The following is a 20,751-nucleotide window of genomic DNA, read 5'->3' as shown; positions in this document are numbered from 1 at the left end:
TATATAAAAGTTAAATTTTATATTAAAGTTATTTTTATATGTTATGAAAAGATTTAGGTAAAATATATTGATGCCATTGTCTAATAGAACAGGTTCTTTTTATATGCTGTTAAGCGTTATCTGTTTTTCTATGATGGATATTCTAGTTAAATTAACGACAAGTCATTATCCAATTGGTGAGATTGCTTTTTTTAGAGGGTTGTTTGGATTAATTCCTATTTTTTTCTTAATCCCTAAAAATAAAATATTTACTTTTTATAAAACTAAAAAACCCACATTGCATTTTGTAAGAGCTTTTGCTGGAACATTTGCAATGATCTCAACGTTTATTGGTGTAAAATATATGAAATTAGCTGACGTGGTTTCTATTGCTCAAGCAACACCAGTATTTGTGACAATCTTTTCTATAATTTTTTTAAAAGAAGTTGTTGGTTACAGAAGATGGTTTTCGGTTATAGCGGGGCTGATTGGTGTCTTGTTTATTACTAAACCAGGAACTAGTCTTTTTAATATATATTGCATTTTCCCAATTTTTTTTTGCATCGGATTTAGCATTGTTGCAGTTTCAATTAAAAGATTATCAAAAACTGAACCAGATTATTTAATAGCTTTTTATTTTACAGCTTTGTTAATAATTATTAGCTCTACAGCATTTTTTTTTGAAGAATGGAAGATGCCAAGTATTTTGGACTTTTTTTATTTATTCATGATAGGAATTTGTGGATCTATTGCAAATTTATTTATGACAACAGCATATAGAAGAGCCGATGCATCATTAATAACACCGCTTAAATACCTAAGCGTGTTATCTGCAATTTTTTTCGGTTATTATATTTTTTCTGAGATTCCTTCAGTTTCAACAATTATTGGTGCAATAATAATTATTATTAGTTCTTTTATAATATTTAAGCGCGAGCAAGTTAAAAAAATAAAGAGCGTTAGTTTATAATGAAAAAAATTAAACCACCCCATTATTGGCATGAAGCAAAGAAATTTTTATCTAAAAAAGATAAGAAATTGGCAAAAATTATTAATCAGTATGATGGACATTTGGTTACAAGAAATGATCCATTTTATTCATTATGTAGATCGATTATAGGTCAGCAAATTTCGGTAAAGGCCGCAGATTCAATATGGTTAAAATTTGAAAAAGTTATTAAAAAGATTACTCCAATTAACTTAATAAAATTATCAAGAGCAAAACTTGTCTCTATTGGCTTGTCACGTCAAAAAATTTTGTATTTAAGAACGATTGCAAAAGAATTTTTTGATAAAAGACTAGATATAAAAAATTTACAAAAAATGTCAGATGAGGATGCTATAAAGCACTTAGTTAGAATTAAAGGCATAGGAATTTGGACTGCGCAAATGTTTCTTATTTTTAATCTAAATCGCTCAAATATTTTTCCATTCTCAGATATTGGTTTAATCAAAGCAATTTCTATAAATTATAAAAAGGAATATCCTTTGAAAAAAGATCAGTTAGATTTTTTTAAAAATAAATGGCATCCATACACAACGGTTGCCACTTGGTATATGTGGAGAAGTATAGATCCTGTGCCAGTTGCGTATTAAATTCCTTCAACAATCATAAGGTCTCTAACAACAGTATTTTTGGCTATAGACCACGCTTCTTGATAATTTTTGGATTTGTAACAATTTAATGCAGCGTCATAATCACTGAATTCCCAAATAACAGTTCGAATAAATTCTTCGCCTTCAAGAGTAATATATTTTCCTCCTCTTACTAAAGGCTTTCCCCCAAAGTCAGTAATAGCTTTCAAAGCTTTTTCTGCATAACTGCCTAATTTTTTTGCATCTTCTGCTTTTTTATATTTTGCAATCCAATAACCTTTCATGAATTTCTCCTATTTTAGTTTGATTAAGTGAATATATATTTTTTTTATTACATTAAAATAAAACAATGTCAGTTGAATTTGAAGGCTCTAAGGAATAAATTAGATCAATTCAAAAAATAAATTAGATATTAAATTGCAAAACATCGATAACAAACATCAGTTAATAGAATATTTTTTAAAAGGTTCTAAAACTAAAGATAGCTGGAGAATTGGAACTGAGCATGAAAAGTTTTTATTTGATTTGAAAAATAAAACTCCCATTCCTTATGATGGCGATATCAGTATTGTAAAAATTTTTTCTGAACTTATAAAAAATAATTGGATACCAATTAAAGAAGGAAAAAATATTTTAGGATTAGTTAAGGATAAAAAAAATATTACTTTGGAGCCAGGTTTACAATTTGAATTATCAGGAGACGCTGTTGAAAATATTCATCAAACCTGCAATGAAATTAATTCTTATTTGAAAGAATTAAAGATTGTCTGCGCTAAATTAGGAATAGGTTTGTTAGGAAATGGATTTGCCCCCATTGTAAAGTTAAATGACGTTTTTAAATCTCCAAAAAAGAGATATGAAATTATGAGAAAGTATATGCCAAGCGTTGGTCGAGATGGGCTAGATATGATGCATAGAACTTGCGCCACACAGGTTAATTTAGATTATTTAAATGAGGCTGATTACAAAAAAAAATCAAAATTAATAGCGGCCATCACCCCTGTAGCTGTATCTTTGTTTTCTAATTCTCCATTTAAAGAAAGAGAGTTGAATGGTCATTTATCTTATAGAACTCATATTTGGCAAAATACCGACAAAAATAGATCTGGAATTCCAGAATTTTTCTTACAAGATGAAAATAGTTTTGAACGTTATGTAGATTTTGCTCTTAAAGTTCCTATGTATTTTGTAATTAAGGATGGCGAATATATTGACTGTGCAGGTGAAAGTTTTAATGATTTTATTTCTGGAAAATTAAAAAACTATCCAAATAAAAAACCCACCATTCAAGATTGGGAAAATCATATATCAACTATTTTTACTGAATTAAGATTAAAAAAATATTTAGAAATTAGGTCCGCAGATTCTTGCTCATCTGCAGGTATATGTTCAATACCCGCATTTTGGACGGGACTTCTTTATGATGAGGATTCATTAAATCAAGCTTTAGAATATGTAGAAAATTGGAATTACCAAGATATTCATAATGCATATTTAGAAGTTCCAAAAAAAGGTTTTGATACTGAGATTAAAAATAAAAAAATATTTGATCATGCTAAGAAGTTAGTGGACTTTTCAGCCTTAGGATTGAAGAATAGAAATCAGACTAATAGTAAAGGGGTAGATGAAAATATTTTTCTTAAAGATATTCATAATTTTATTAATGATAAAAAATCACCCGCTCAGTCGCTTATAGAAAAGTATAATACTAGATGGAAACAGGATATATTTAAGATCTTTGATGAAGAAGCATTTTAAAATAGCCATTCAAATGGACCCTCTTGAGTCCATTAATATTAAATCAGACAGCACATATATTTTAGCTCTAGAGGCACAAAAAAGGGGGCATAGTCTTTTCCATTACCTACCAGAGAATTTGATTTATGAAAATGGACGAGTATCTGCTTTAGGTAATGTTTTTAAATTATTTCCCAATAAAAAAACTTTCTTCAAAAAATCTAAAGCTCAAAAGATATTTCTTGATGATTATGACGTTGTTTTAGTTAGGCAGGATCCACCATTTAATATGAGTTATATTACAGCAACTTATTTGCTTGAAAGGGTTTCTGAAAAAACTCTTATTTTGAATGATCCTAAGTCAATCAGAGATAATCCTGAAAAACTATCAATGTTTAATTTTAAAAATATTATTCCACCAACGCTTATTTCTAAAAATACTGAACAATGTTTTAATTTTCAAAAAAAATATAAAAAAACAATTATTAAACCGCTTTACGGCAATGGTGGTGAAGGAATTTCAAAATTAGAAGGAACTAATGCTTTATTAAAGAGAAAAATTTTAAAATTAATTAGCAGATACAAGCAGCCAATAGTAATACAAAAATATTTAAAGGAAATTAAAGAAGGAGACAGAAGAATTATTTTAATAGATGGTGAATATGTAGGCTCTGTTGCGAGAATACCAAAAAAAGGTAGTGTTACTGCTAATTTTCATACAGGAGGAACCGCTAAGAAAGTTGGTCTAGTGAGAAGAGATAAAAAAATATGTAGTATTTTAAAACCCTTTTTAAAGAAAAAGAAATTATTTTTTACAGGAGTTGATGTTATTGGAAATTATTTAACAGAGATTAATGTAACCTCTCCAACTGGCATTCAAGAAATTAATAAATTAAATGGAGTGAGATTGGAAGAATTTTTCTGGGATAGAGTTGAAAAAAAATTAAGATAATATTTTGCAAATTTTTAAAACAAAGCCATACTCCATTGCTATTTCTTTAAGATAATCAAATCTTCCACTAGCACCGCTATGTCCAGCCGTCATATTCATATGAAGTAGTAATAAATTATTATCTGTTTTATTTTCTCTTAATTTTGCAACCCACTTTGTCATTTCCCAATACGTAACTCTAGGATCAGAAATTCCACCGGTAACCAACATGTGGGGGTAGTTTTGTTTTTTTACATTGTCGTAAGGTGAATAACTTTTTACATATAGAAAAGATTTTTTATCATTTTTAATATCTCCCCACTCTGGAATTTCTGTAACAGTTAATGGCAAATCTTCATCAAGCATAGTGTTGCAGATATCAACAAAAGGTACCTGTGCAATTATTCCAAGAAATAAATCTGGTCGTTCATTTGCAATATAGCCCATTAACAATCCACCAGCAGAGCCTCCTTGAGCAACAATTTTTTTAGGAGAAGTATATTTATCTTCGCATAGTTTTTCAGCGCAACTTATAAAATCCAAAAAAGTATTTTTTTTGTTTAATAGTTTTCCATTCTCATACCATTCATATCCTTTTTCTTTGCCACCTCGTATATGTGCTATCGCATAAACAATTCCTCTATCAACCAGGCTTAATCTATTAGTAGAGAAATTACTTGGTATGGATATTCCATAAGATCCATAACCATAAAGCAATAAGTAATTATTAGAATCTAATTTAACTCCTTTTTTATAAAAGATTGTAATTGGAATTTTTTTATCATCATGCGCGGTAGCAAATATTTTTTTACAAATATAATCATCTTTATTATGACCAGAAGGAACTTCTTGAGTCTTTTTTAATTCTTGTTTTTTTGATTTGCAGTCATAATCAAAAACACTCTTTGGTGTTGTCGGAGACGAGTATGAATATCTAAATACATTTGTTTCATATTCATATCCATGGTCTAATGAAAGATTATATGCTTCTTCATCAAAACTAATTTTATGTTGATTTTTATTATTAAGATTTAAGATGATTATATTTTCAGAACCGTCAGTTCTTTCTAACCTAATGAGCCAGTCTTTTAATAAAATAAAATCTAAAATTAAATTAACTTTATTATAAGCAATAAATTCTTCCCATTTTTGATAAGACTCTTCATGACTGATCATTATTTTAAAATTTTTTGCATTATCGACGTTCGTGCTTATCAAAAAAAATTTTTCATGATGCTCTAAATCATATTCAATTTTTTTTATTCTATTTCTAAAAACTATTGGTTTCGTTTCATTTAATTTTAGATTAATAAAAAGATATTCAGAAGTTTCGTGATCAGCCGTCCTAATAAATAGGTAATTCTTAGTTTTCGATAAATTTATAGAACAAAAGAAAGATGGATCCTTTTCTTCATAAATTAATAAATCCTTTTCACTATTAGAACCAATTTTGTGTTGAAAAACTTTTGTAGGTCGATGATTTTGATCTAATCTAACATAGAAAATATACTTATTGTCTAAAGACCAAACAATATCTCCAGTAGTATTTTTTATTTCAAGACTTAGTAACTCCTTTTTTTGGATATCCTCAATAAATATAGAAAAGTATTCAGAGCCATTAGTGTCAATATTATAAGCTACGTGCCTGTGATCGTGACTGTGAGATATTGAAGCTACATTAAAATAAGTATGTGTTTTAGATTTTTTTTCACAATCTAAAATAATTTCTTCAGAATTGTTTGTGATATTTTTTCTATAATAAATTGGATATTCGCTATTTTTATTATATTTATATCCATAAAAATAATTTCCATCTTTTTTTGGAACAGAATTATCTTCATTTTTGATTTTAGATTTTAATTCTTCAAAAAGTTTTTTTTCTACATCGTTAACATCTTTAAGTTGATTTTCTTTAAACAAATTTTCTTCATCTAAATATTTTTTAACTTGAGCGTTTAATTTACTAGGATTTAATATTACTTCTTTCCAATCTTTTTGTTTAATCCATGAATAATTATCAATCAACTCTTCATTGTGAATTTTTACTGTATTTAAAATTTTATTTATCTTTGGTACGGATGCATTCATTGAAATGTGTATTGCTAAAATTTTAATTATATATATTGATATACCTAAATGGTCATTAAAGATTTTTTAGAAATATTAAAATATTTTTTCGTTAAAAATAAATTAATAGGTTTTGTTTTATTGTCTCCCATAATTGTTATGATCTTATTTCTTACAATATGAATAAAAAAAAAATCATTATTCTTTCGGTAGTTTTTTTAAGTATAGTATTCTTAATCCTAGATTTTTTAAGTTATAGAGTAGATAAAATAGTAAAAAATTTAATTATTGATCAAGGAAATCAGGCTTTAGGACAGCAAGTATCTATAGGAAAAATAGACACTAGTATATTGGGCTCTTCAATTAAAATTAGTAATATCGAAATTAAAAATTTAGATGGCTTTAAAAATAAAAATATTATTCAGATCAAAAATATTAATGCAAACTTTGTATTAACTAGTCTATTCAAAGATACCATTATTATTAAGGATATTAACATCGATGGAGCAACTTTGTATTACGAAGTGCTAATAAATAATAAAGAAGTTAAAGACAATGTTGGCTCGTTTAAACCTACTTTAAAGAATCCTTCTAGATCCTCAGCTAAAGAAATTGAGGCGTCCAAAGAATTGGAATCTAAGAATGAATCTAAGAAAAAAAATAAAGATTTTTTAATTAATCAACTGACTATTAATAACACTAAGATAAATGCTTATTCAGAGTTTTTAGATATTAACAAGGATATTACTTTAAATAAAATGTCTTTTAATAACGTAGGTACTGCTGAAAAATCTACTAAATTTAAAGAAGTTCTACAAATGGTTTTTGCTAATGTTTTATTAAATATTAATAATGAAATTATTCAAAGTGATTTAAAAAATAAAATAAAAGAAAAATTGAAAGATCCAAAAAATAAAATTCCCCAAGATTTATTGAAAAAATTAGGAAGAGTTTTAAAATAATTTCTTTATTAAATTTATATTTTCAAAATTTTTTATAACATTATCAGTTGAAATACTTTTCATGGCATTGGATGAGTGGCCCACCTCTTTATATCCATCCGGAATTATTTGATTCATAAAAGTGGAATATTTGGTGTAATTTAAAGGTGTAGAGCCGATGAGTACTAACGTATTTATACCAATTGAAGCAGCGAGATGATGCATACCACTGTCATTGCCGATAAAAAATTTTCCGAAACTAATACCAACAATCGCTTCTCTAATATTCAGATTACACAGTGAAAATATATTATCAATCCTTAATTTTTCTTTAATCAAATTAAACTCTACTTCCTCATTTTTTCCACCAGCAATTATAAAATTAACTTTAAAATTTTTATTTAAATAATCTATAAGCGATATCCAATTTTCTATTGGCCATTTAACAGTGGGTCCTGACCCACCAATTCCAATTATAATATTTTTATTTTTATTAAATTTGTATTTGATATCAAAATCTTCTTTTTCTTTATTATTAATTATTATTTCAGCATTTCTTTTAAATTCTTTATAGTTAATAATTTTTTTTGTAAATTCTAAAGCTTCTTCGTAAATATTAAAATTTTTCTTAAAAAGATTTCTATTAAAAGTTAAAGGAGATAAAAAAAGAAATTGAAAGTTTCTCCCGTAACCTTGAATATTTTTAATGCCAGCTAATTTACATAATAAAGCATATCTACAACTTTGATGTAAGATAAATGCCTTATTAAATGAATATGATTTAATTAACTTTTTAAGTTGAAAAAAACCTTTAACACCATCATGTTTTTCTTTACCATCTATACTTCTTTCAAGAAAAAGTATTTTAATTTTTTTATCATTAATTAATATTTGATCAGCTGCAGTTCTTTTTTTTGTAAGAATATAAATTTCAGAATTTTGTTTTTGTTCTGCGATTGCTTTTATAAACGGTAAAAATAAAATAAAATCACCAATACCAACCCTTGGCTGAATAAATAAAATTCTCATATTATTTTTTTTTTAAATAATATTTAATTAATTTTAAAATAACTTTTTTGCCATCAGTTTTTGCTTTCCAGCCTATTTTACGATGAGTTTGTTTAGTGTTAACTTTTACTTCTTTAATTTCCTTAGGTCTTTTCAAGTTACTTGATTGAATAATATAATCTTCCCAATTAAGATTGAAAAATTTGTAAGCATATTTAATTAGATCTTTTAATTTAAAATATTTTCCTGATGCTATGATTATGTCATCTGGTTTTTTTAGGGTCATTTTGTAAATACCATCTACATATTCCTCTACCCAGCCCCAGTCTCTTACGACATTAATATCTCCAAATTTTATTTTTTCTTTGTGACCATAGAAAGCTTTAATGGCTGATAAGCATATTTTAGGTATAACAAAGTTTTTTGGTCTTAAAATTGAATCGCAATTAAAAAGAATTGCATTGTAAGTTTTTAATTTAAATTTTTTTCTAAAATTTTTTGTTAAATTAAAAGATTTTAACTTAGCTTTACCATAAGGACTTATAGGTTTTAATTTTTTATTTAAAGATTTAAAACCTTTTTGATTTCCAAATATTTCACTAGAAGCGGTATTTATAAACTCCCCAGAAAATTTAATTTCTTTCAAAGCTTCTAATACATTTTTACAACCATTAAAATTACTTATAATAGTTTCTCTTGGTTTTTTAAAAGACTTGTCGACACTACTTTGGCCAGCTAAATAATAAATACTCTGCGGTTTTATTTTTTTAATTAAATCTAGAACTTCTTTTTTTTTATATAAATTTAATTTTATAAAATTAATTTTTTTATAAATATTTATGACTTTAAATTTATTTTTTTTATGATTGGTAATTTTTCTAGTTGAAACAAATACTTTATAGTTTTTCTTAAGGAGATGATTTGCTAAATGCACTCCAATTTGTCCCGTTCCACCTATAATTAATGCTATTTTCAATTTAAAATATAATTACAAAATTTTTAATTTAGTATAGATATCATTGTTATTAAAATTTAAATAATATTTATGGAAAAAGCAGTTTATTCAGCAGTTTTAACTCCTTTTAAAAAGGACTTAACTATAGATACAAAATTATTTATTTCGCATTGTGAGTTTTTATTAAAAAATAATATTAGTTTAGCGCCACTGGGAACAACGGGTGAGGCAAATTCAGTTTCTATATCTGAAAAGGTAGATTTAATTAAAATAATAGCAAATAGCGATTTGTCAAAAGAAAAAATAATTATAGGAACTGGCAATACTTCTTTTGTAGACGCTGCATTACTTACTAAGACTGCAGTAGAAAATAAAATATATTCAGTTTTATTACTTCCACCTTTTTATTATAAAAATGTTTCGGATGAAGGCATTTACCAATATTACAAAGAAATTATCAATGCAGTTAAATCAACAAATCTTCGTATATTTTTATATAATATTCCGCAGGTGAGCGGCGTTACTATTTCTATAGATCTTGTTAATAGACTTAAAAAAGAATTTTCAGACACTATTACGGGAATAAAAGATAGCTCAGGTAATTTCGAAAATACTAAAAAATATAAAGAGATAAAAAATTTTATTGTTTATCCAGGTAGTGAAAAATTTCTTTATGACGGACTGCATATTGGTTGCTCAGGATGTATTAGCGCAACTACTAACGTAAATATCGAGGCTGCAAAATTAATAAATTCTTTCGATAAATCAGAAGGTGAATCAATTAATAAAAAGATCAAAGCTGTTAGAGATGTTTTTGAAAAATATCCTGTCATTCCAGCTTTAAAAGCTACAAAAATTAAAGAAGATAGCAATTGGTCAAATATTAGACCACCTTTAGTTGCTTTGACTGAGCAGCAAAGATCTAATTTAGCAAAAGATCTTAAAGATTTAAATTTTTCATAGATAATTAATTATCTATTAATTTTTCGATTTAATGTTAGTTATAATTTATCCTTATTTGACATAATATTTTTGTTTATCTGCGATGAAAACCAAGAAAAAAAATAAAAAAAAGTCATTTAAAAAAATCAAAAGAGTTACCAAGAAAAAAGTAGTTAAAAAAAAAATATTTAAAAAAATATTAATTAAAAAAAATAAACTTTCTTTAAAAAAAAAGATTAAAAAAAAAATTAAATCAAAAGAAAGGATCAAAAAATCTTTAAGAAAAAAAAATATTTCTAAGAAGAAAATAAAAAAATTAAGTAAGAAAAAAACTAGTAAAAAAATCTACATAAAAAAAAATAAGACCAAAATAAAAAAAATTAAAAAATCTTTAAAAAAAAGAAAAAAGATAAAAATTAGGAAAAAGAAATTAAAGATTAGAAAAATATCGAAATATAAAACTAATCTTTTAGATAAATTTAGTGCCTATATTAAAGGACAGCTTACTAATTTTTTTGGCTTAAAATCATATTTTCAAAATCGAATTATTTCTTGGAAAGAAAATAGAAATAAAAAACAAATTAAGATTTTAAAGCAGCAAGCAATTCAAAAAAAACGTGATTTTGAATCGTTAAAAAAACAAAATTTACGTGAGATTAATGAGCTTAAAAAACAAAAATTCCAATTTAATAAGCAATTACTTAAGTCAAAACAAACAGAGTTACGTAATTTAGAAAGAGAACAAAAAGCTTTAGAGAAAAGAATTGTTCTTGAGCAAAAAGCACTTGAAAGAAGACTAGATTTACAACTCAAAGATCATAAACGAGAAGAGAAAGAAAAAATATATCAGTTACGAAGCCAAATAAGAGCTATCGAAGATCGTTTAAAAATTTTTAGAGAAAAAATACAAGAGATTAAACTTAAAAGGAGAGAAGCAAAATTACTTGAACTTGAAGCTCATAGAAGAACAAGAGAAGAAGCGAGAGCAATATTAGATGCACAAAAGAGAGAAAATGAAATTAAACAACAAGTTGTTGATAGATTAGAAAAGTATTCTAGAAATATGAAATCTATCGTATTCCAGGTTAACAAAAGATACTTAACAAAAAAAAGAGCCCCGTTAGCTTTTATTGATAATATTGCTGAGAATGGTGAGTGCTTTATAAAGAACCAAGACACTCCTGATAATGACTATTTATTTTTACTTTATATTAAAGGAGAAAATGCATCAGAACGTCTACTGAATGATATTTCATTAGAGGATAAAACAGATTCTACTGAAACTAAAATGTTTAACCCAAAAAATGTTTTTGAAGCATCAGATTATATGATTGATCGTTTAGCGTTATTATTTGAAAGAGAAAGACAAGACTTAAAAAAAGCTAGTTAATCTGAATATTTAATGAAAATTTTTTTTTCAAGTTTAAGCAATGAGACTAAAGGTTTTATTTTTGGTCTTATTGGGATAATTATTTTTTCTATTACACCAGTAGCTACTAAGATTGCTCTAGGCGCTAATAATGGTCAGCTTTCTCCTGAATTTATTACTTTTGGTAGATCAGCGCTCGCTGGAATTCTTTCTCTTCTTTACTTATTATTTTTTAGAAAAAAAATACCAAAATTAAAATATTTATTTAATTTTTCAATAATAGCTTTGTGTATAACGGTAGTGTTCCCATTAACTCTTTCTTTAGGTTTGATTTATTCTACATCAATACATGCTGGAGTAATTTTAGCTTTTTTGCCATTAGCTACAGCAATCTTAGCTTCATTTTATTTTAAACAAAAAGCATCATTAGGATTTTGGGTGTGTGCTTTTATTGGTTGTATACTGATTGTTATTTATATTTTAATTCACGGTCATGAAGAAAATAAAAAATTAGAATTATCATATTCTGATATTTTATTTTGTATTGCAGTTATCGTTGCTGCAATTGGCTACAATTTTGGAGCTAAACTTACCAAAATTATGGTTTCCGCAGATGTTATTTCATGGGCGCTTGTTCTTGCTTTACCAGTTCACTTTACCTTGGCGATTTATTATTTTCCAAAAACCGAAATTAATATCATTTCATGGCTTGGATTTTTTTATGTTGCAATATTTTCACAGTGGATAGGCTTCTTTGCTTGGTATAAAGGATTGGATATAGGTGGCGCTGTGCGTGTAAGCCAGATTCAATTGCTTATGCCTTTTTTTACTTTTGCATTTTCAATTTATTTACTTGGAGAAAATTTAGATTTTCTTACAATTATTTTCTCAATTGTAATTATTCTTTTAATTTATCTTTCACGAAAAATGGTAATTACTAAAAAGTAATTTAGCTAATTTTTAAAGACACGCTGCCAAGACCTTTAATGCTTCCAGAAAAAAGATCGCCTTTTTTAATAGGTATAATAGGAGTGGAAGAACCTGTTGTTACCCAGAAATCAAAACTTAATATCATATTATTTTTTCTTATTTCATTAAGAAGCCAAATCAATGAATTAATTGGATTGCCTAGAACAATTTTTGTATTTCCAGGATAATCTTTTTTACCAGTTTTGTTAGTTAAAACTGTTGGGATAGAAGTAATTTTCTTTAAACTATATTTTGTTAATTTTCCTGTAACAAAGCCAACATTTAATCCAAAATCTGAAATCATTCTTCCAAGACAATCAATTGCTTTTAATTTTTGTCTAAATCCAACAACCTCTATTGCAGGCGCTATACCTATAATAAATTTACTAACATTTGATTTAGTAATCTTTTTATTAAAATTAAAAACTTCATTTTTAATCTTAAAAGCAACTTCAAGCTCGGCGCCTATTAGGTTACTTTGAAAAGGCATTTTACCCTTATTTTTGTATGTGCTTTCTTCATATAAATAAGAAAAAAAAGGTTTTTTAGCTTTTAATTTTTTCCACATACTTTTATTCGTGGCTCCAGCTTTAAAACCAATGGGATTCCAAAGTAACTCATTTTCTGCATTTCTACAGATGGCGGTTGCACTCTTAATATTATTGATAACGCCTTTAGGTATTCTAGTTATAAATTTATTTTTAAATCTAGACTTTGCAAGTTTTATAGAAATATTTTCAATTTTTTTATTCAAAAGAAAAAGCTCCTATCTTTTTAAATTTATTTTTTCTTGGGGGCCCATAATTGTGTCAGGGAGAATTGTTGATATTTTTGGAAAATAGGTAATTACTACTAAAAATACCAATAAAACACTTAGCCAAGGAAAAGCAGCTTTGACAACCGAGAGTAAGGGCATCCCAGTAATTCCAGATGTTACAAAAAGATTAAGACCAACGGGGGGAGTAATCATTCCAATTTCCATATTTACCACCATAATAATACCGAGATGAATAGGGTCTATGCCAAGGGCAATCGCGATTGGAAAAAAAATTGGAGCTAAAATTAGCAAAATTGCTGTGGGTTCCATAAAATTTCCAGCAACCAATAAAATTAAATTTACAATAATTAAGAACGCAATAGGTGATAGACCCATGCTTGTTATTTGTTCAGTAATCATTTGTGGAATTCGTTCGGTAGTCAAAATATGAGCAAACAAAATTGCATTAGCTATAATAAACATTAGCATGACGGTAGTTTTTGATGCATCCACAAAAACATGTGGCAAAGTTTTAAAAGTAATATCTTTATAAATAAATAAAGAAACTATCACAGCATAAACAGCGGCAACTGCAGCAGCTTCTGTTGGTGTAAAAATTCCTCCATAAATTCCGCCCATAATTATAAAAAGAAGTAAAAATCCCCACACCGCGTCTTTTGCACTATCAATTAGTTCTTTAGTTGATGCTTTTGGCTGAGCAGGCAAATTTGCAATTCGTGCACGAATATAAATAGCAAACATCAAAGAAGCAGAGAGTAATAACGCTGGAATTATTCCAGCTAAAAATAATCTTCCAACTGATTGTTCTGTTACCGCACAATATACAACCATCACAATAGATGGTGGCATTAAAATTCCAAGAGTGCCAGCATTGCACATTACCCCCGCAGCAAATTCTTTCGTATAGCCTGCACTAACCATACCTGCGATCATAATACTTCCAACCGCAACAACAGTAGCGGGAGAGGAACCTGATACCGCTGCAAAAAAAGTACAAGCAAGAACTGCTGCTATAGCAAGACCACCTCTTATATGACCGACACATGCAATTGCAAAACGAACAAGTCTTTTAGCAACGCCACCTGTACTCATTAAAGCGCCTCCTAATATGAAAAAAGGAATTGCCATTAAAGTATAGTGCTCAGATGTATCAAAAAGTTTAAGCGATAAGGATGCAAGAGAGCTTGTGCCAAATAATAATATTGCTAAAACACTTGATAGTCCTAAGGAAATGGCAATTGGCATACCAATTAGAATACAAAAAAATAAGACAGAAAATAATGTGAGAGTTGTCATTATTTTGGACTGTTATTATCAAATTTAAAAGATTTTATAGCATCCTTTGCTTCATCCAGTAAATTAAGGTTATCCTGTTTACCAATAATAATTCTTATTAAAACTTCAACTAATCTAAAAATGATAAGGCCGAATCCAATTGGCATGATTATCCTCGGAACCCACTGAGGTAACCATTTTATATCTTGAGATAAAATTCCAAGTAAATATCTACTCTCAACGTACTTATAGCTACCAATAAAAATAATAACGGCGTAAGTCAAACATAGTAAGACAGCCAATAAGGCAAATAATCTTTTAATTTTACTGGAAAATAAATTTACAAACGATTCCATTCCAATATGAGCACCAATTCTTATTCCCCAACTTGCTCCAAAGAATATAAGCCAAGCAAACATGAAGATTTTTGCCTCCATCGCCCATGTAATATTTCCTTTTAAAACATACCTTACAAAAACGTTGACCACAGCGAGTAGAGTCATACCCGCCAATAAAGAGGCAACGAAATATTGTTCAAAATTTTCGTAAAGTTTTTTCATAAAAATAAAATTTTTAGAACTAATAATTCTCCGACGCGGATTATATCCGCGTCGAAGTTATAAAAAAACTATTTTTTGGTCGCTGGCTTTTCAGCTTTAGGTTGAGCAGGAAGGCTGAACTTTTGTGCAGCTTTTATTAGATCTGGTCCAATATCCTTTTCAAATTGTGCGTAAACTGGTGCAACTGATTTTTTCCATTCAGCTAATTGAGCATCAGTCAGTTTTACAACTTTTGTTTTACCAGAGTCGATGATTAATTTTTTTGCCTCATCATTTTTCTGCTGGCCAATTGAATTGTTATAAACAGTTGCTTCGTTCATAGCTTCAGTTAAACCTTTTTTAATATCAGCAGGTAAGCTATTCCACCATTTAGCATTAACCACAACCATGTAATCTAAAATCCCGTGATTTGATTCAATAATTGTTTTTTGAACCTCATGGAATTTTTGAGAGTAAATATTAGAAAAAGTATTTTCTTGTCCATCTACTACTCCAGTTTGCAAGCCTTGGTAAACTTCTGCGAATGCCATTTTTTGCGCATTACCACCAATTGCTTTAATAAAAGACTCATAAACGTCAGAGGGTTGAATTCTAAATTTTAAGCCTTTAATATCAGCTGGAACTCTAAAATCTTTGTTAGCAGAAAAATGTTTCATACCATTATGCCAATAAGCAAGACCGATAAGACCTTTGTCTTCCATTGATCTAAGTAAATCTTGACCTTCTTTAGATTTTTGAAAGCCTGCTGCAGCCTTGGCATCTTTAAATAAAAAAGGTAAATCAAATACAGCTATTTTTTTTGTGTATCGATCAAATTTTGATAAAGATGGGTTTATGATTTGAACATCGTTAAGTAAAAGTGCCTCCAACTCTTTTGCATCACCAAATAATTGTGAACTTGGAAATACTTGTACTTGTACTTTTCCTGGAAGTTTCTTTTCAGCAAGTTCTTTAAATTTTAAAGAAGCTAGCCCTTTTGGAGTGTTTTCAGCAACCACGTGGCTCAGTTTAATAACGATAGGAGCTTGTTGAGCGGATGCAGAAAAACCAAATAACGTAGTTACAGCAAAAAAAGAAATTGCAGTAAGTAAGTTAGTTATTTTTTTGAACATTTAGTTATTTTCCTTATTTTGTTAATTTTAGAAGTCTTTGAGTTTATCTAGACCAAATAGATTGACAAGTTTAAATATTCTAAGGTTTGAGTTTCAATTAATTTCTATATATTATTAAAAAAACCCTGAATCTAAGCCTAAAAGTCTATTTATTATGAATATAAAGAATAAGAACTTACTTATTAATAAGTGTTGCGTGAATGGAGCATGGGTTAGTTCTGATAAAAAAATCAAAGTTATAAATCCAGCAACTGGCGAGTTAATAGCAGAGGTTCCAAATTTTGGAAAAAAAGAAACTATAAATGCAATTGATGCGGCAGAACTTGCATTTAAATTATGGTCAAAATTTACAGCACATGAAAGATCTAAGATTTTAAAGAAATGGTATGATTTAGTTATTGATAATCAAGATGATCTGGCAACGATCATGACAGCTGAACAAGGAAAACCTTTGAGTGAGGCAAAAGGTGAAATTATTTATGCCGCAAACTTTATAGAGTGGTTTGCTGAAGAAGCAAAAAGAGTTTACGGAGATGTTCTTCCAGATCCAATAAAAGATAAACGTATGATAACTCTTAAACAACCCATAGGAGTTTGCGCAGCAATTACACCTTGGAATTTTCCAGCAGCAATGATCACAAGAAAATGCGCACCAGGACTTGCAGCTGGGTGCACTTTTGTAATTAAACCTGCAGAGCAAACACCACTTACAGCGATTGCATTTGTAGTTCTTGCTGAGCAAGCTGGATTTCCAAAAGGAGTTATAAATATAATAACAGGCGAGCCTGAAGAGATTGGCAAAGAAATAACTTCAAATCCAAAAGTTAGAAAAATTTCATTTACTGGAAGCACAGCGGTTGGAAGAATTTTAATGCAACAAAGTGCAAATACGGTGAAAAAACTTTCTTTAGAACTTGGAGGCAATGCTCCATTTATTGTATTTGACGATTGCGATGTTGATGCTGCCATTGAAGGACTAATGCTTGGAAAATTTAGAAATACAGGACAGGTGTGTGTTTCTCCAAATCGAATTTATGTTCAAGAAAAGATTTATGATAATTTTATCAAAAAAGTTGTTGAGGTTATAAAAAAATTAAAAATGGGTGATGGTTTAAAAGGCGAAACACAATTAGGTCCTTTAATTGACGATGCTGCGGTTGCAAAAGTGGAAGAGCATATAAAAGATGCTGTTACAAAAGGGGCAACTATTGAAGTTGGAGGAAAGCGTCACGTACTTGGTGGAAGATTTTATGAAGCAACTGTTCTTGCAAATGTTAATGATAGCATGAAACTTGCAAATGAAGAAACGTTTGGTCCTGTGGCGCCGTTTTTCAAATTTAAAACTGAGCAAGAAGTAATTGATCTTGCAAACAATACTGAGTTTGGACTTGCTGCATATTTTTTTTCAAAAGATATCGCAAGAATTTGGAGGGTAGCAGAGGCTATTGAGGCAGGAATGATTGGAATTAATACTGGAATTTTTGCAAGCGCCTACATGCCTTTTGGTGGAATTAAACAGTCCGGTATCGGGAGAGAAGGTGCAAAATATGGAATGGAAGAATATTTGGAATTAAAAACGTTATCATTTGGAAATATAAAATAGTTTTATGAGTGAAATATTTAATATTCCATCAGAAAAAATTAAAGATTTTTTGAATGAGAATTCAAATAGTGTTGTTCTTGATGTGAGAACAGAAGAAGAGTGGAACGGCGTTGGAAAACCTGATGCAGAATCTTTAAATTCTAAAACATTATTTATCTCTATTTTATTAGGACCTGATAGACAAAAAAATGAAAACTTTGTTAAAGAATTTCTTGATAAAAAAGTTTCTAAAAAAGACAACATCTTAATTATTTGTAGATCAGGAGTTAGATCGATGACAGCAGCAAAATTATTGGAGCAACAAGGTTATAAAAATTTAATTAATATTTCAGATGGTTTTGAAGGCAATCCAGCAACAGGAGAGGGTTGGAAAAAATCTAATCTGCCTTGTAAGTAATTATTTTTTATTATTATACCAATTACCAATATTTTCGTTTTTGATGGCTCCAATTGCTTCAATCGGTCTTGAATTTACCGTGTATTCAGAATGATCGTTCGCATTTAATGTGGCTCTAATCTGATTAATTGGCTGAGTTAGTTTTTCATCTTCTATGTGGTACCATTCAGAATAAACTCTATTTTTATTTCCATTAATATAAATGTGCGCATGTCCTTCGTTCATCACATTTTCTTTATTAACTTTTTCAGGGGTAAATTTAAAATTTTTAGTAAGTAATTGAATATTGTAACCAGACTTTGCATCCTTAATAACTTTAATATCTACCGAAGGATAAGGACTCTTAGCCTCAATATTTTTATGATTATGATCTTTAGCGTCTTTATGTTGAGCAGATACTTGTAACGTAAATAAAGATAATATTAGTAAAAAAATATTTAGAAATCTCATATTAAAATTTTATTATTTAAATTATTATATTACTCTGTGGCAAAATGACAAAAAGATATAGCGGAAAGTCTTCAAAAGATCGTAGTTTTAAAAAGAAACCTAAGTTTAGTAAAAGAATTAAGTCTTTAATTAAAAGAAATAGGGCTAGTCTCTAAAATTTACAAATTCCATTGGCTGCCCAATATCAATAGTTCTAATAGCGGCAATTGCTTCCTGCAAATCATCTCTTTTTTTTCCATCTGCTCGTAATTCCTCTCCTTGAATTTTTACTTGGATTTTAAGTTTTAAACTTTTCACTTCTGCAATAATTTTTTTAGCACTTTCTTGATCAATTCCTTCTTTCAATTCACTAATTTGCCTAACAGTTCCACCAGTTGCAGTTTCTGTATTTTTTATTTTAATCACTCTTGGGTCAACTTTACGTCTAATAAGATGCGTTTGCAGTAATTCATTCACTTGTTTAAGTTTTAAATTATCTGGCGCAAGAGTTGTGATTGTTTTGTCTTTTCTTTCAATTGAAATATTAAGACCTTTAAAATCATAACGAGTTCCAATTTCTCTTAAACAATTAGCAAGAGCATTATCAAATTCTTGATAGTTAATTCTGCTTACAACATCAAATGAGGGCATATCTTTTATTTAATTTAAAATAATTTTATCACATTTACTACTTCTGAGAAAATAACTTAACATATTTTTATTTTAATCATCTAAATATCGCATAATTCTAGCGTGATTTTTCTCAGAATATTCATCAATTGTATCTATAATTTTAAAGCCAATTCTTTTTGAATGTTTAGATTCAAATTTTCTACTAATAGTAATTCCTTCATATTTATTTTCATTTTTAACAACCCCAAAAAAATATTTACCTTTTTCAAATTCTAACAAATCATCATCCTCAGTAGTTTTTTTTGCTTTTGATTTTAGCAAATCAACAAGAGTGATTAGCGTTTCCATTATTTAATTATTCCAATTTTTTTTTGCCTTAAAATAATAAATATACCACTACCCATAATGATTAGTGAACCAAGAACCATATTTAAAGCAGGAATTTCATTAAATATAAAGTAACCTAAAATTATGCCAAAGATTATTATTGTATAACGGAATGGTGAAGTAGTTGAAATATTTGCTGCCTTGATAGTTAAAACTGAAAAATAATAACCAAGTGTTACAAAAAAAGCTGAAAGAAAAATATATATAAAAATTTCTAAATTAATAGGTTTATAGTTTAAAAACATTCCAAAACCAAAAAATATCGTAACTGAAAAAGAAGTAATAAAAACAATTTGCAAACTATCAAATTGATTTAAAAATTTTCTAGTAATTGTGTCTCGTTGAGTAATAAAAATTGCAGCAATGAGAGGATAAATAAAAGCAAAACCAAATTTTAAATTATTTGGATCTATAACAATAAGCACGCCAACAAATCCACAAATTACAGCTGTCCATCTTCTCCATCCTACTTTTTCACCAAGAATAAATGCTCCAGAAGCAGTAATTAAAATTGGAGCTAAATTCATAAGAGAATATAACTCTCCAAACGGAAGATACATAAGACCTAAAAAGAAAAAGATAGCAGCGATAGATTCTACCAATCCTCTAAGATGTAGAGGTTTGGAGGTAATAACTTTAAAATTTAATTTTTTTTTATAATATAAATATAAACCTAGAATAACCGTTGAAATAATTCCTCTAATAAAGATAATTTCACCAAGTATAGTGATGTCTTTATAAAGAAAGAGAATATATTTTATAAAAGCGTCATTGATAGAGAAGAAAAACATACATAAAATCATGTATGCAATACCTAAGAATTCTTTATTTTTATTATTAAAAAACATCCACAATTAAGCCTATATTGCTATATCGGTGTCGATAATTAATTCAATAGAATTAATTAATATTTAATGTAGTTTATTTTTATTATGGCAAAAAGTCGCGATACAAGAAAAGAAAAAAAAAAGGCAAAGAGCACAGCTCCAAAAGAATCTAGATCAAAAAAACAGTACTAAGTTTTAAAATTAGGCTTTTTTTTTAATCAAATTCGTTATAGATAGTAGCTGAACCTATATGTGA

Annotated in this window: 22 protein-coding genes; 10 read left to right on the top strand and 12 right to left on the bottom strand. The window is 28.1% G+C overall.

Annotation, left to right across the window (positions count from 1 at the left end; all coding sequences use genetic code 11):
- Nucleotides 1-70: 70 nt before the first annotated feature.
- Both AC8GER_RS04880 and AC8GER_RS04875 read left to right on the top strand, forming a co-directional pair.
- Nucleotides 71-949, top strand: coding sequence for a DMT family transporter (locus AC8GER_RS04880; RefSeq protein ID WP_506597732.1), 879 nt, complete (start codon nucleotides 71-73; stop codon nucleotides 947-949).
- Nucleotides 949-1,575 carry a DNA-3-methyladenine glycosylase family protein gene (locus AC8GER_RS04875; RefSeq protein WP_506597731.1) on the top strand — a complete coding sequence of 209 codons (627 nt, stop codon included), beginning with the start codon at nucleotides 949-951 and terminating at the stop codon, nucleotides 1,573-1,575. Before AC8GER_RS04880 ends, AC8GER_RS04875 begins: the two co-directional genes overlap by 1 nt.
- On the opposite strand, the gene AC8GER_RS04870 is transcribed toward AC8GER_RS04875, so the two are convergent.
- Entirely contained in the window at nucleotides 1,572-1,859 is a 288-nt protein-coding gene (locus AC8GER_RS04870) for a DUF1330 domain-containing protein (protein ID WP_506597730.1), read from the bottom strand. The genes AC8GER_RS04875 and AC8GER_RS04870 overlap by 4 nt on opposite strands.
- Nucleotides 1,860-1,992: 133 nt before the next feature.
- Here AC8GER_RS04870 and AC8GER_RS04865 point away from each other — a divergent pair, with 133 nt between their 5' ends.
- Nucleotides 1,993-3,333, top strand: a complete 1,341-nt coding sequence (locus AC8GER_RS04865; RefSeq protein ID WP_506597729.1) for a glutamate--cysteine ligase — start codon at nucleotides 1,993-1,995, stop codon at nucleotides 3,331-3,333.
- Nucleotides 3,317-4,264, top strand: a complete 948-nt coding sequence (gene gshB, locus AC8GER_RS04860) for a glutathione synthase (protein ID WP_506597728.1) — start codon at nucleotides 3,317-3,319, stop codon at nucleotides 4,262-4,264. Before AC8GER_RS04865 ends, gshB begins: the two co-directional genes overlap by 17 nt.
- On the opposite strand, the gene AC8GER_RS04855 is transcribed toward gshB, so the two are convergent.
- Nucleotides 4,256-6,331, bottom strand: coding sequence for a S9 family peptidase (locus tag AC8GER_RS04855; RefSeq protein ID WP_506597727.1), 2,076 nt, complete (start codon nucleotides 6,329-6,331; stop codon nucleotides 4,256-4,258). The genes gshB and AC8GER_RS04855 overlap by 9 nt on opposite strands.
- A 158-nt stretch (nucleotides 6,332-6,489) precedes the next feature.
- Here AC8GER_RS04855 and AC8GER_RS04850 point away from each other — a divergent pair, with 158 nt between their 5' ends.
- Nucleotides 6,490-7,272, top strand: a complete 783-nt coding sequence (locus AC8GER_RS04850; protein WP_506597726.1) for a hypothetical protein — start codon at nucleotides 6,490-6,492, stop codon at nucleotides 7,270-7,272.
- Here the strand turns inward: AC8GER_RS04850 and AC8GER_RS04845 are convergent.
- Entirely contained in the window at nucleotides 7,264-8,280 is a 1,017-nt protein-coding gene (locus AC8GER_RS04845) for a glycosyltransferase family 9 protein (protein WP_506597725.1), read from the bottom strand. The genes AC8GER_RS04850 and AC8GER_RS04845 overlap by 9 nt on opposite strands.
- Nucleotide 8,281: 1 nt before the next feature.
- Nucleotides 8,282-9,235, bottom strand: coding sequence for an SDR family NAD(P)-dependent oxidoreductase (locus tag AC8GER_RS04840; RefSeq protein WP_506597724.1), 954 nt, complete (start codon nucleotides 9,233-9,235; stop codon nucleotides 8,282-8,284).
- A 69-nt stretch (nucleotides 9,236-9,304) separates the two neighbouring features.
- Between AC8GER_RS04840 and AC8GER_RS04835 the strand changes: the two genes are divergently transcribed.
- The 3 genes from AC8GER_RS04835 to AC8GER_RS04825 all read left to right on the top strand — a co-directional run bounded on the left by AC8GER_RS04835 (nucleotide 9,305) and on the right by AC8GER_RS04825 (nucleotide 12,473).
- The gene (locus tag AC8GER_RS04835; RefSeq protein WP_506597723.1) at nucleotides 9,305-10,177 is read left to right on the top strand and encodes a dihydrodipicolinate synthase family protein; all 873 of its coding nucleotides are present in this window, start codon (nucleotides 9,305-9,307) and stop codon (nucleotides 10,175-10,177) included.
- An 82-nt stretch (nucleotides 10,178-10,259) separates the two neighbouring features.
- Nucleotides 10,260-11,546 carry a hypothetical protein gene (locus tag AC8GER_RS04830; RefSeq protein ID WP_506597722.1) on the top strand — a complete coding sequence of 429 codons (1,287 nt, stop codon included), beginning with the start codon at nucleotides 10,260-10,262 and terminating at the stop codon, nucleotides 11,544-11,546.
- 12 nt (nucleotides 11,547-11,558) lie between these two features.
- The gene (locus AC8GER_RS04825) at nucleotides 11,559-12,473 is read left to right on the top strand and encodes a DMT family transporter (RefSeq protein WP_506597721.1); all 915 of its coding nucleotides are present in this window, start codon (nucleotides 11,559-11,561) and stop codon (nucleotides 12,471-12,473) included.
- 1 nt (nucleotide 12,474) lies between these two features.
- Here AC8GER_RS04825 and AC8GER_RS04820 read toward each other — a convergent pair whose 3' ends face one another.
- The 4 genes from AC8GER_RS04820 to AC8GER_RS04805 form a co-directional block, all read right to left on the bottom strand.
- The gene (locus tag AC8GER_RS04820; protein ID WP_506597720.1) at nucleotides 12,475-13,248 is read right to left on the bottom strand and encodes a 2-keto-4-pentenoate hydratase; all 774 of its coding nucleotides are present in this window, start codon (nucleotides 13,246-13,248) and stop codon (nucleotides 12,475-12,477) included.
- 12 nt (nucleotides 13,249-13,260) lie between these two features.
- Nucleotides 13,261-14,568, bottom strand: coding sequence for a TRAP transporter large permease (locus tag AC8GER_RS04815; protein ID WP_506597719.1), 1,308 nt, complete (start codon nucleotides 14,566-14,568; stop codon nucleotides 13,261-13,263).
- Nucleotides 14,568-15,107: a TRAP transporter small permease gene (locus AC8GER_RS04810; protein ID WP_029167698.1), complete on the bottom strand. Its 540-nt coding sequence runs from the start codon at nucleotides 15,105-15,107 to the stop codon at nucleotides 14,568-14,570. Before AC8GER_RS04810 ends, AC8GER_RS04815 begins: the two co-directional genes overlap by 1 nt.
- Before the next feature lie 68 nt (nucleotides 15,108-15,175).
- Nucleotides 15,176-16,219 carry a TRAP transporter substrate-binding protein gene (locus AC8GER_RS04805; RefSeq protein ID WP_029167697.1) on the bottom strand — a complete coding sequence of 348 codons (1,044 nt, stop codon included), beginning with the start codon at nucleotides 16,217-16,219 and terminating at the stop codon, nucleotides 15,176-15,178.
- 154 nt (nucleotides 16,220-16,373) lie between these two features.
- Between AC8GER_RS04805 and AC8GER_RS04800 the strand changes: the two genes are divergently transcribed.
- Both AC8GER_RS04800 and AC8GER_RS04795 read left to right on the top strand, forming a co-directional pair.
- The gene (locus tag AC8GER_RS04800) at nucleotides 16,374-17,822 is read left to right on the top strand and encodes an NAD-dependent succinate-semialdehyde dehydrogenase (protein ID WP_506597718.1); all 1,449 of its coding nucleotides are present in this window, start codon (nucleotides 16,374-16,376) and stop codon (nucleotides 17,820-17,822) included.
- 4 nt (nucleotides 17,823-17,826) lie between these two features.
- Nucleotides 17,827-18,219, top strand: a complete 393-nt coding sequence (locus AC8GER_RS04795) for a rhodanese-like domain-containing protein (protein WP_506597717.1) — start codon at nucleotides 17,827-17,829, stop codon at nucleotides 18,217-18,219.
- Here the strand turns inward: AC8GER_RS04795 and AC8GER_RS04790 are convergent, their stop codons facing one another.
- From AC8GER_RS04790 to AC8GER_RS04775, 4 genes are all read right to left on the bottom strand, one after another.
- Nucleotides 18,220-18,669, bottom strand: coding sequence for a hypothetical protein (locus AC8GER_RS04790; RefSeq protein WP_506597716.1), 450 nt, complete (start codon nucleotides 18,667-18,669; stop codon nucleotides 18,220-18,222).
- Between the two features lie 144 nt (nucleotides 18,670-18,813).
- Nucleotides 18,814-19,299, bottom strand: a complete 486-nt coding sequence (locus AC8GER_RS04785; RefSeq protein ID WP_506597715.1) for a YajQ family cyclic di-GMP-binding protein — start codon at nucleotides 19,297-19,299, stop codon at nucleotides 18,814-18,816.
- A 72-nt stretch (nucleotides 19,300-19,371) separates the two neighbouring features.
- Nucleotides 19,372-19,629 (bottom strand): hypothetical protein, encoded by a 258-nt coding sequence (locus AC8GER_RS04780; protein WP_506597714.1) that lies wholly within the window; start codon nucleotides 19,627-19,629, stop codon nucleotides 19,372-19,374.
- Nucleotides 19,629-20,516: a DMT family transporter gene (locus tag AC8GER_RS04775; RefSeq protein WP_506597713.1), complete on the bottom strand. Its 888-nt coding sequence runs from the start codon at nucleotides 20,514-20,516 to the stop codon at nucleotides 19,629-19,631. The genes AC8GER_RS04780 and AC8GER_RS04775 overlap by 1 nt, the downstream gene beginning before the upstream one ends.
- Nucleotides 20,517-20,751 lie beyond the last annotated feature (235 nt).

Source organism: Fontibacterium abundans (SeqCode) (assembly GCF_965235095.1).
In the GTDB taxonomy this organism is placed as follows: Bacteria; Pseudomonadota; Alphaproteobacteria; order Pelagibacterales; family Pelagibacteraceae; genus Fontibacterium; species Fontibacterium abundans.
This window is presented reverse-complemented; position numbering and strand designations above follow the sequence as displayed.

What these genes read in the sequence shown, in the direction of transcription:
- AC8GER_RS04785 (WP_506597715.1), bottom strand. Translation starts at nt 19,299, where the DNA reads ATGCCCTCATTTGATGTTGTAAGCAGAATTAACTATCAAGAATTTGAT.
- AC8GER_RS04880 (WP_506597732.1), top strand. Translation starts at nt 71, where the DNA reads ATGCCATTGTCTAATAGAACAGGTTCTTTTTATATGCTGTTAAGCGTT.
- gshB (WP_506597728.1), top strand. Translation starts at nt 3,317, where the DNA reads ATGAAGAAGCATTTTAAAATAGCCATTCAAATGGACCCTCTTGAGTCC.
- AC8GER_RS04875 (WP_506597731.1), top strand. Translation starts at nt 949, where the DNA reads ATGAAAAAAATTAAACCACCCCATTATTGGCATGAAGCAAAGAAATTT.
- AC8GER_RS04835 (WP_506597723.1), top strand. Translation starts at nt 9,305, where the DNA reads ATGGAAAAAGCAGTTTATTCAGCAGTTTTAACTCCTTTTAAAAAGGAC.
- AC8GER_RS04805 (WP_029167697.1), bottom strand. Translation starts at nt 16,219, where the DNA reads ATGTTCAAAAAAATAACTAACTTACTTACTGCAATTTCTTTTTTTGCT.
- AC8GER_RS04810 (WP_029167698.1), bottom strand. Translation starts at nt 15,107, where the DNA reads ATGAAAAAACTTTACGAAAATTTTGAACAATATTTCGTTGCCTCTTTA.
- AC8GER_RS04855 (WP_506597727.1), bottom strand. Translation starts at nt 6,331, where the DNA reads ATGAATGCATCCGTACCAAAGATAAATAAAATTTTAAATACAGTAAAA.
- AC8GER_RS04790 (WP_506597716.1), bottom strand. Translation starts at nt 18,669, where the DNA reads ATGAGATTTCTAAATATTTTTTTACTAATATTATCTTTATTTACGTTA.
- AC8GER_RS04775 (WP_506597713.1), bottom strand. Translation starts at nt 20,516, where the DNA reads ATGTTTTTTAATAATAAAAATAAAGAATTCTTAGGTATTGCATACATG.
- AC8GER_RS04825 (WP_506597721.1), top strand. Translation starts at nt 11,559, where the DNA reads ATGAAAATTTTTTTTTCAAGTTTAAGCAATGAGACTAAAGGTTTTATT.
- AC8GER_RS04795 (WP_506597717.1), top strand. Translation starts at nt 17,827, where the DNA reads ATGAGTGAAATATTTAATATTCCATCAGAAAAAATTAAAGATTTTTTG.
- AC8GER_RS04815 (WP_506597719.1), bottom strand. Translation starts at nt 14,568, where the DNA reads ATGACAACTCTCACATTATTTTCTGTCTTATTTTTTTGTATTCTAATT.
- AC8GER_RS04845 (WP_506597725.1), bottom strand. Translation starts at nt 8,280, where the DNA reads ATGAGAATTTTATTTATTCAGCCAAGGGTTGGTATTGGTGATTTTATT.
- AC8GER_RS04870 (WP_506597730.1), bottom strand. Translation starts at nt 1,859, where the DNA reads ATGAAAGGTTATTGGATTGCAAAATATAAAAAAGCAGAAGATGCAAAA.
- AC8GER_RS04830 (WP_506597722.1), top strand. Translation starts at nt 10,260, where the DNA reads ATGAAAACCAAGAAAAAAAATAAAAAAAAGTCATTTAAAAAAATCAAA.
- AC8GER_RS04780 (WP_506597714.1), bottom strand. Translation starts at nt 19,629, where the DNA reads ATGGAAACGCTAATCACTCTTGTTGATTTGCTAAAATCAAAAGCAAAA.
- AC8GER_RS04800 (WP_506597718.1), top strand. Translation starts at nt 16,374, where the DNA reads ATGAATATAAAGAATAAGAACTTACTTATTAATAAGTGTTGCGTGAAT.
- AC8GER_RS04850 (WP_506597726.1), top strand. Translation starts at nt 6,490, where the DNA reads ATGAATAAAAAAAAAATCATTATTCTTTCGGTAGTTTTTTTAAGTATA.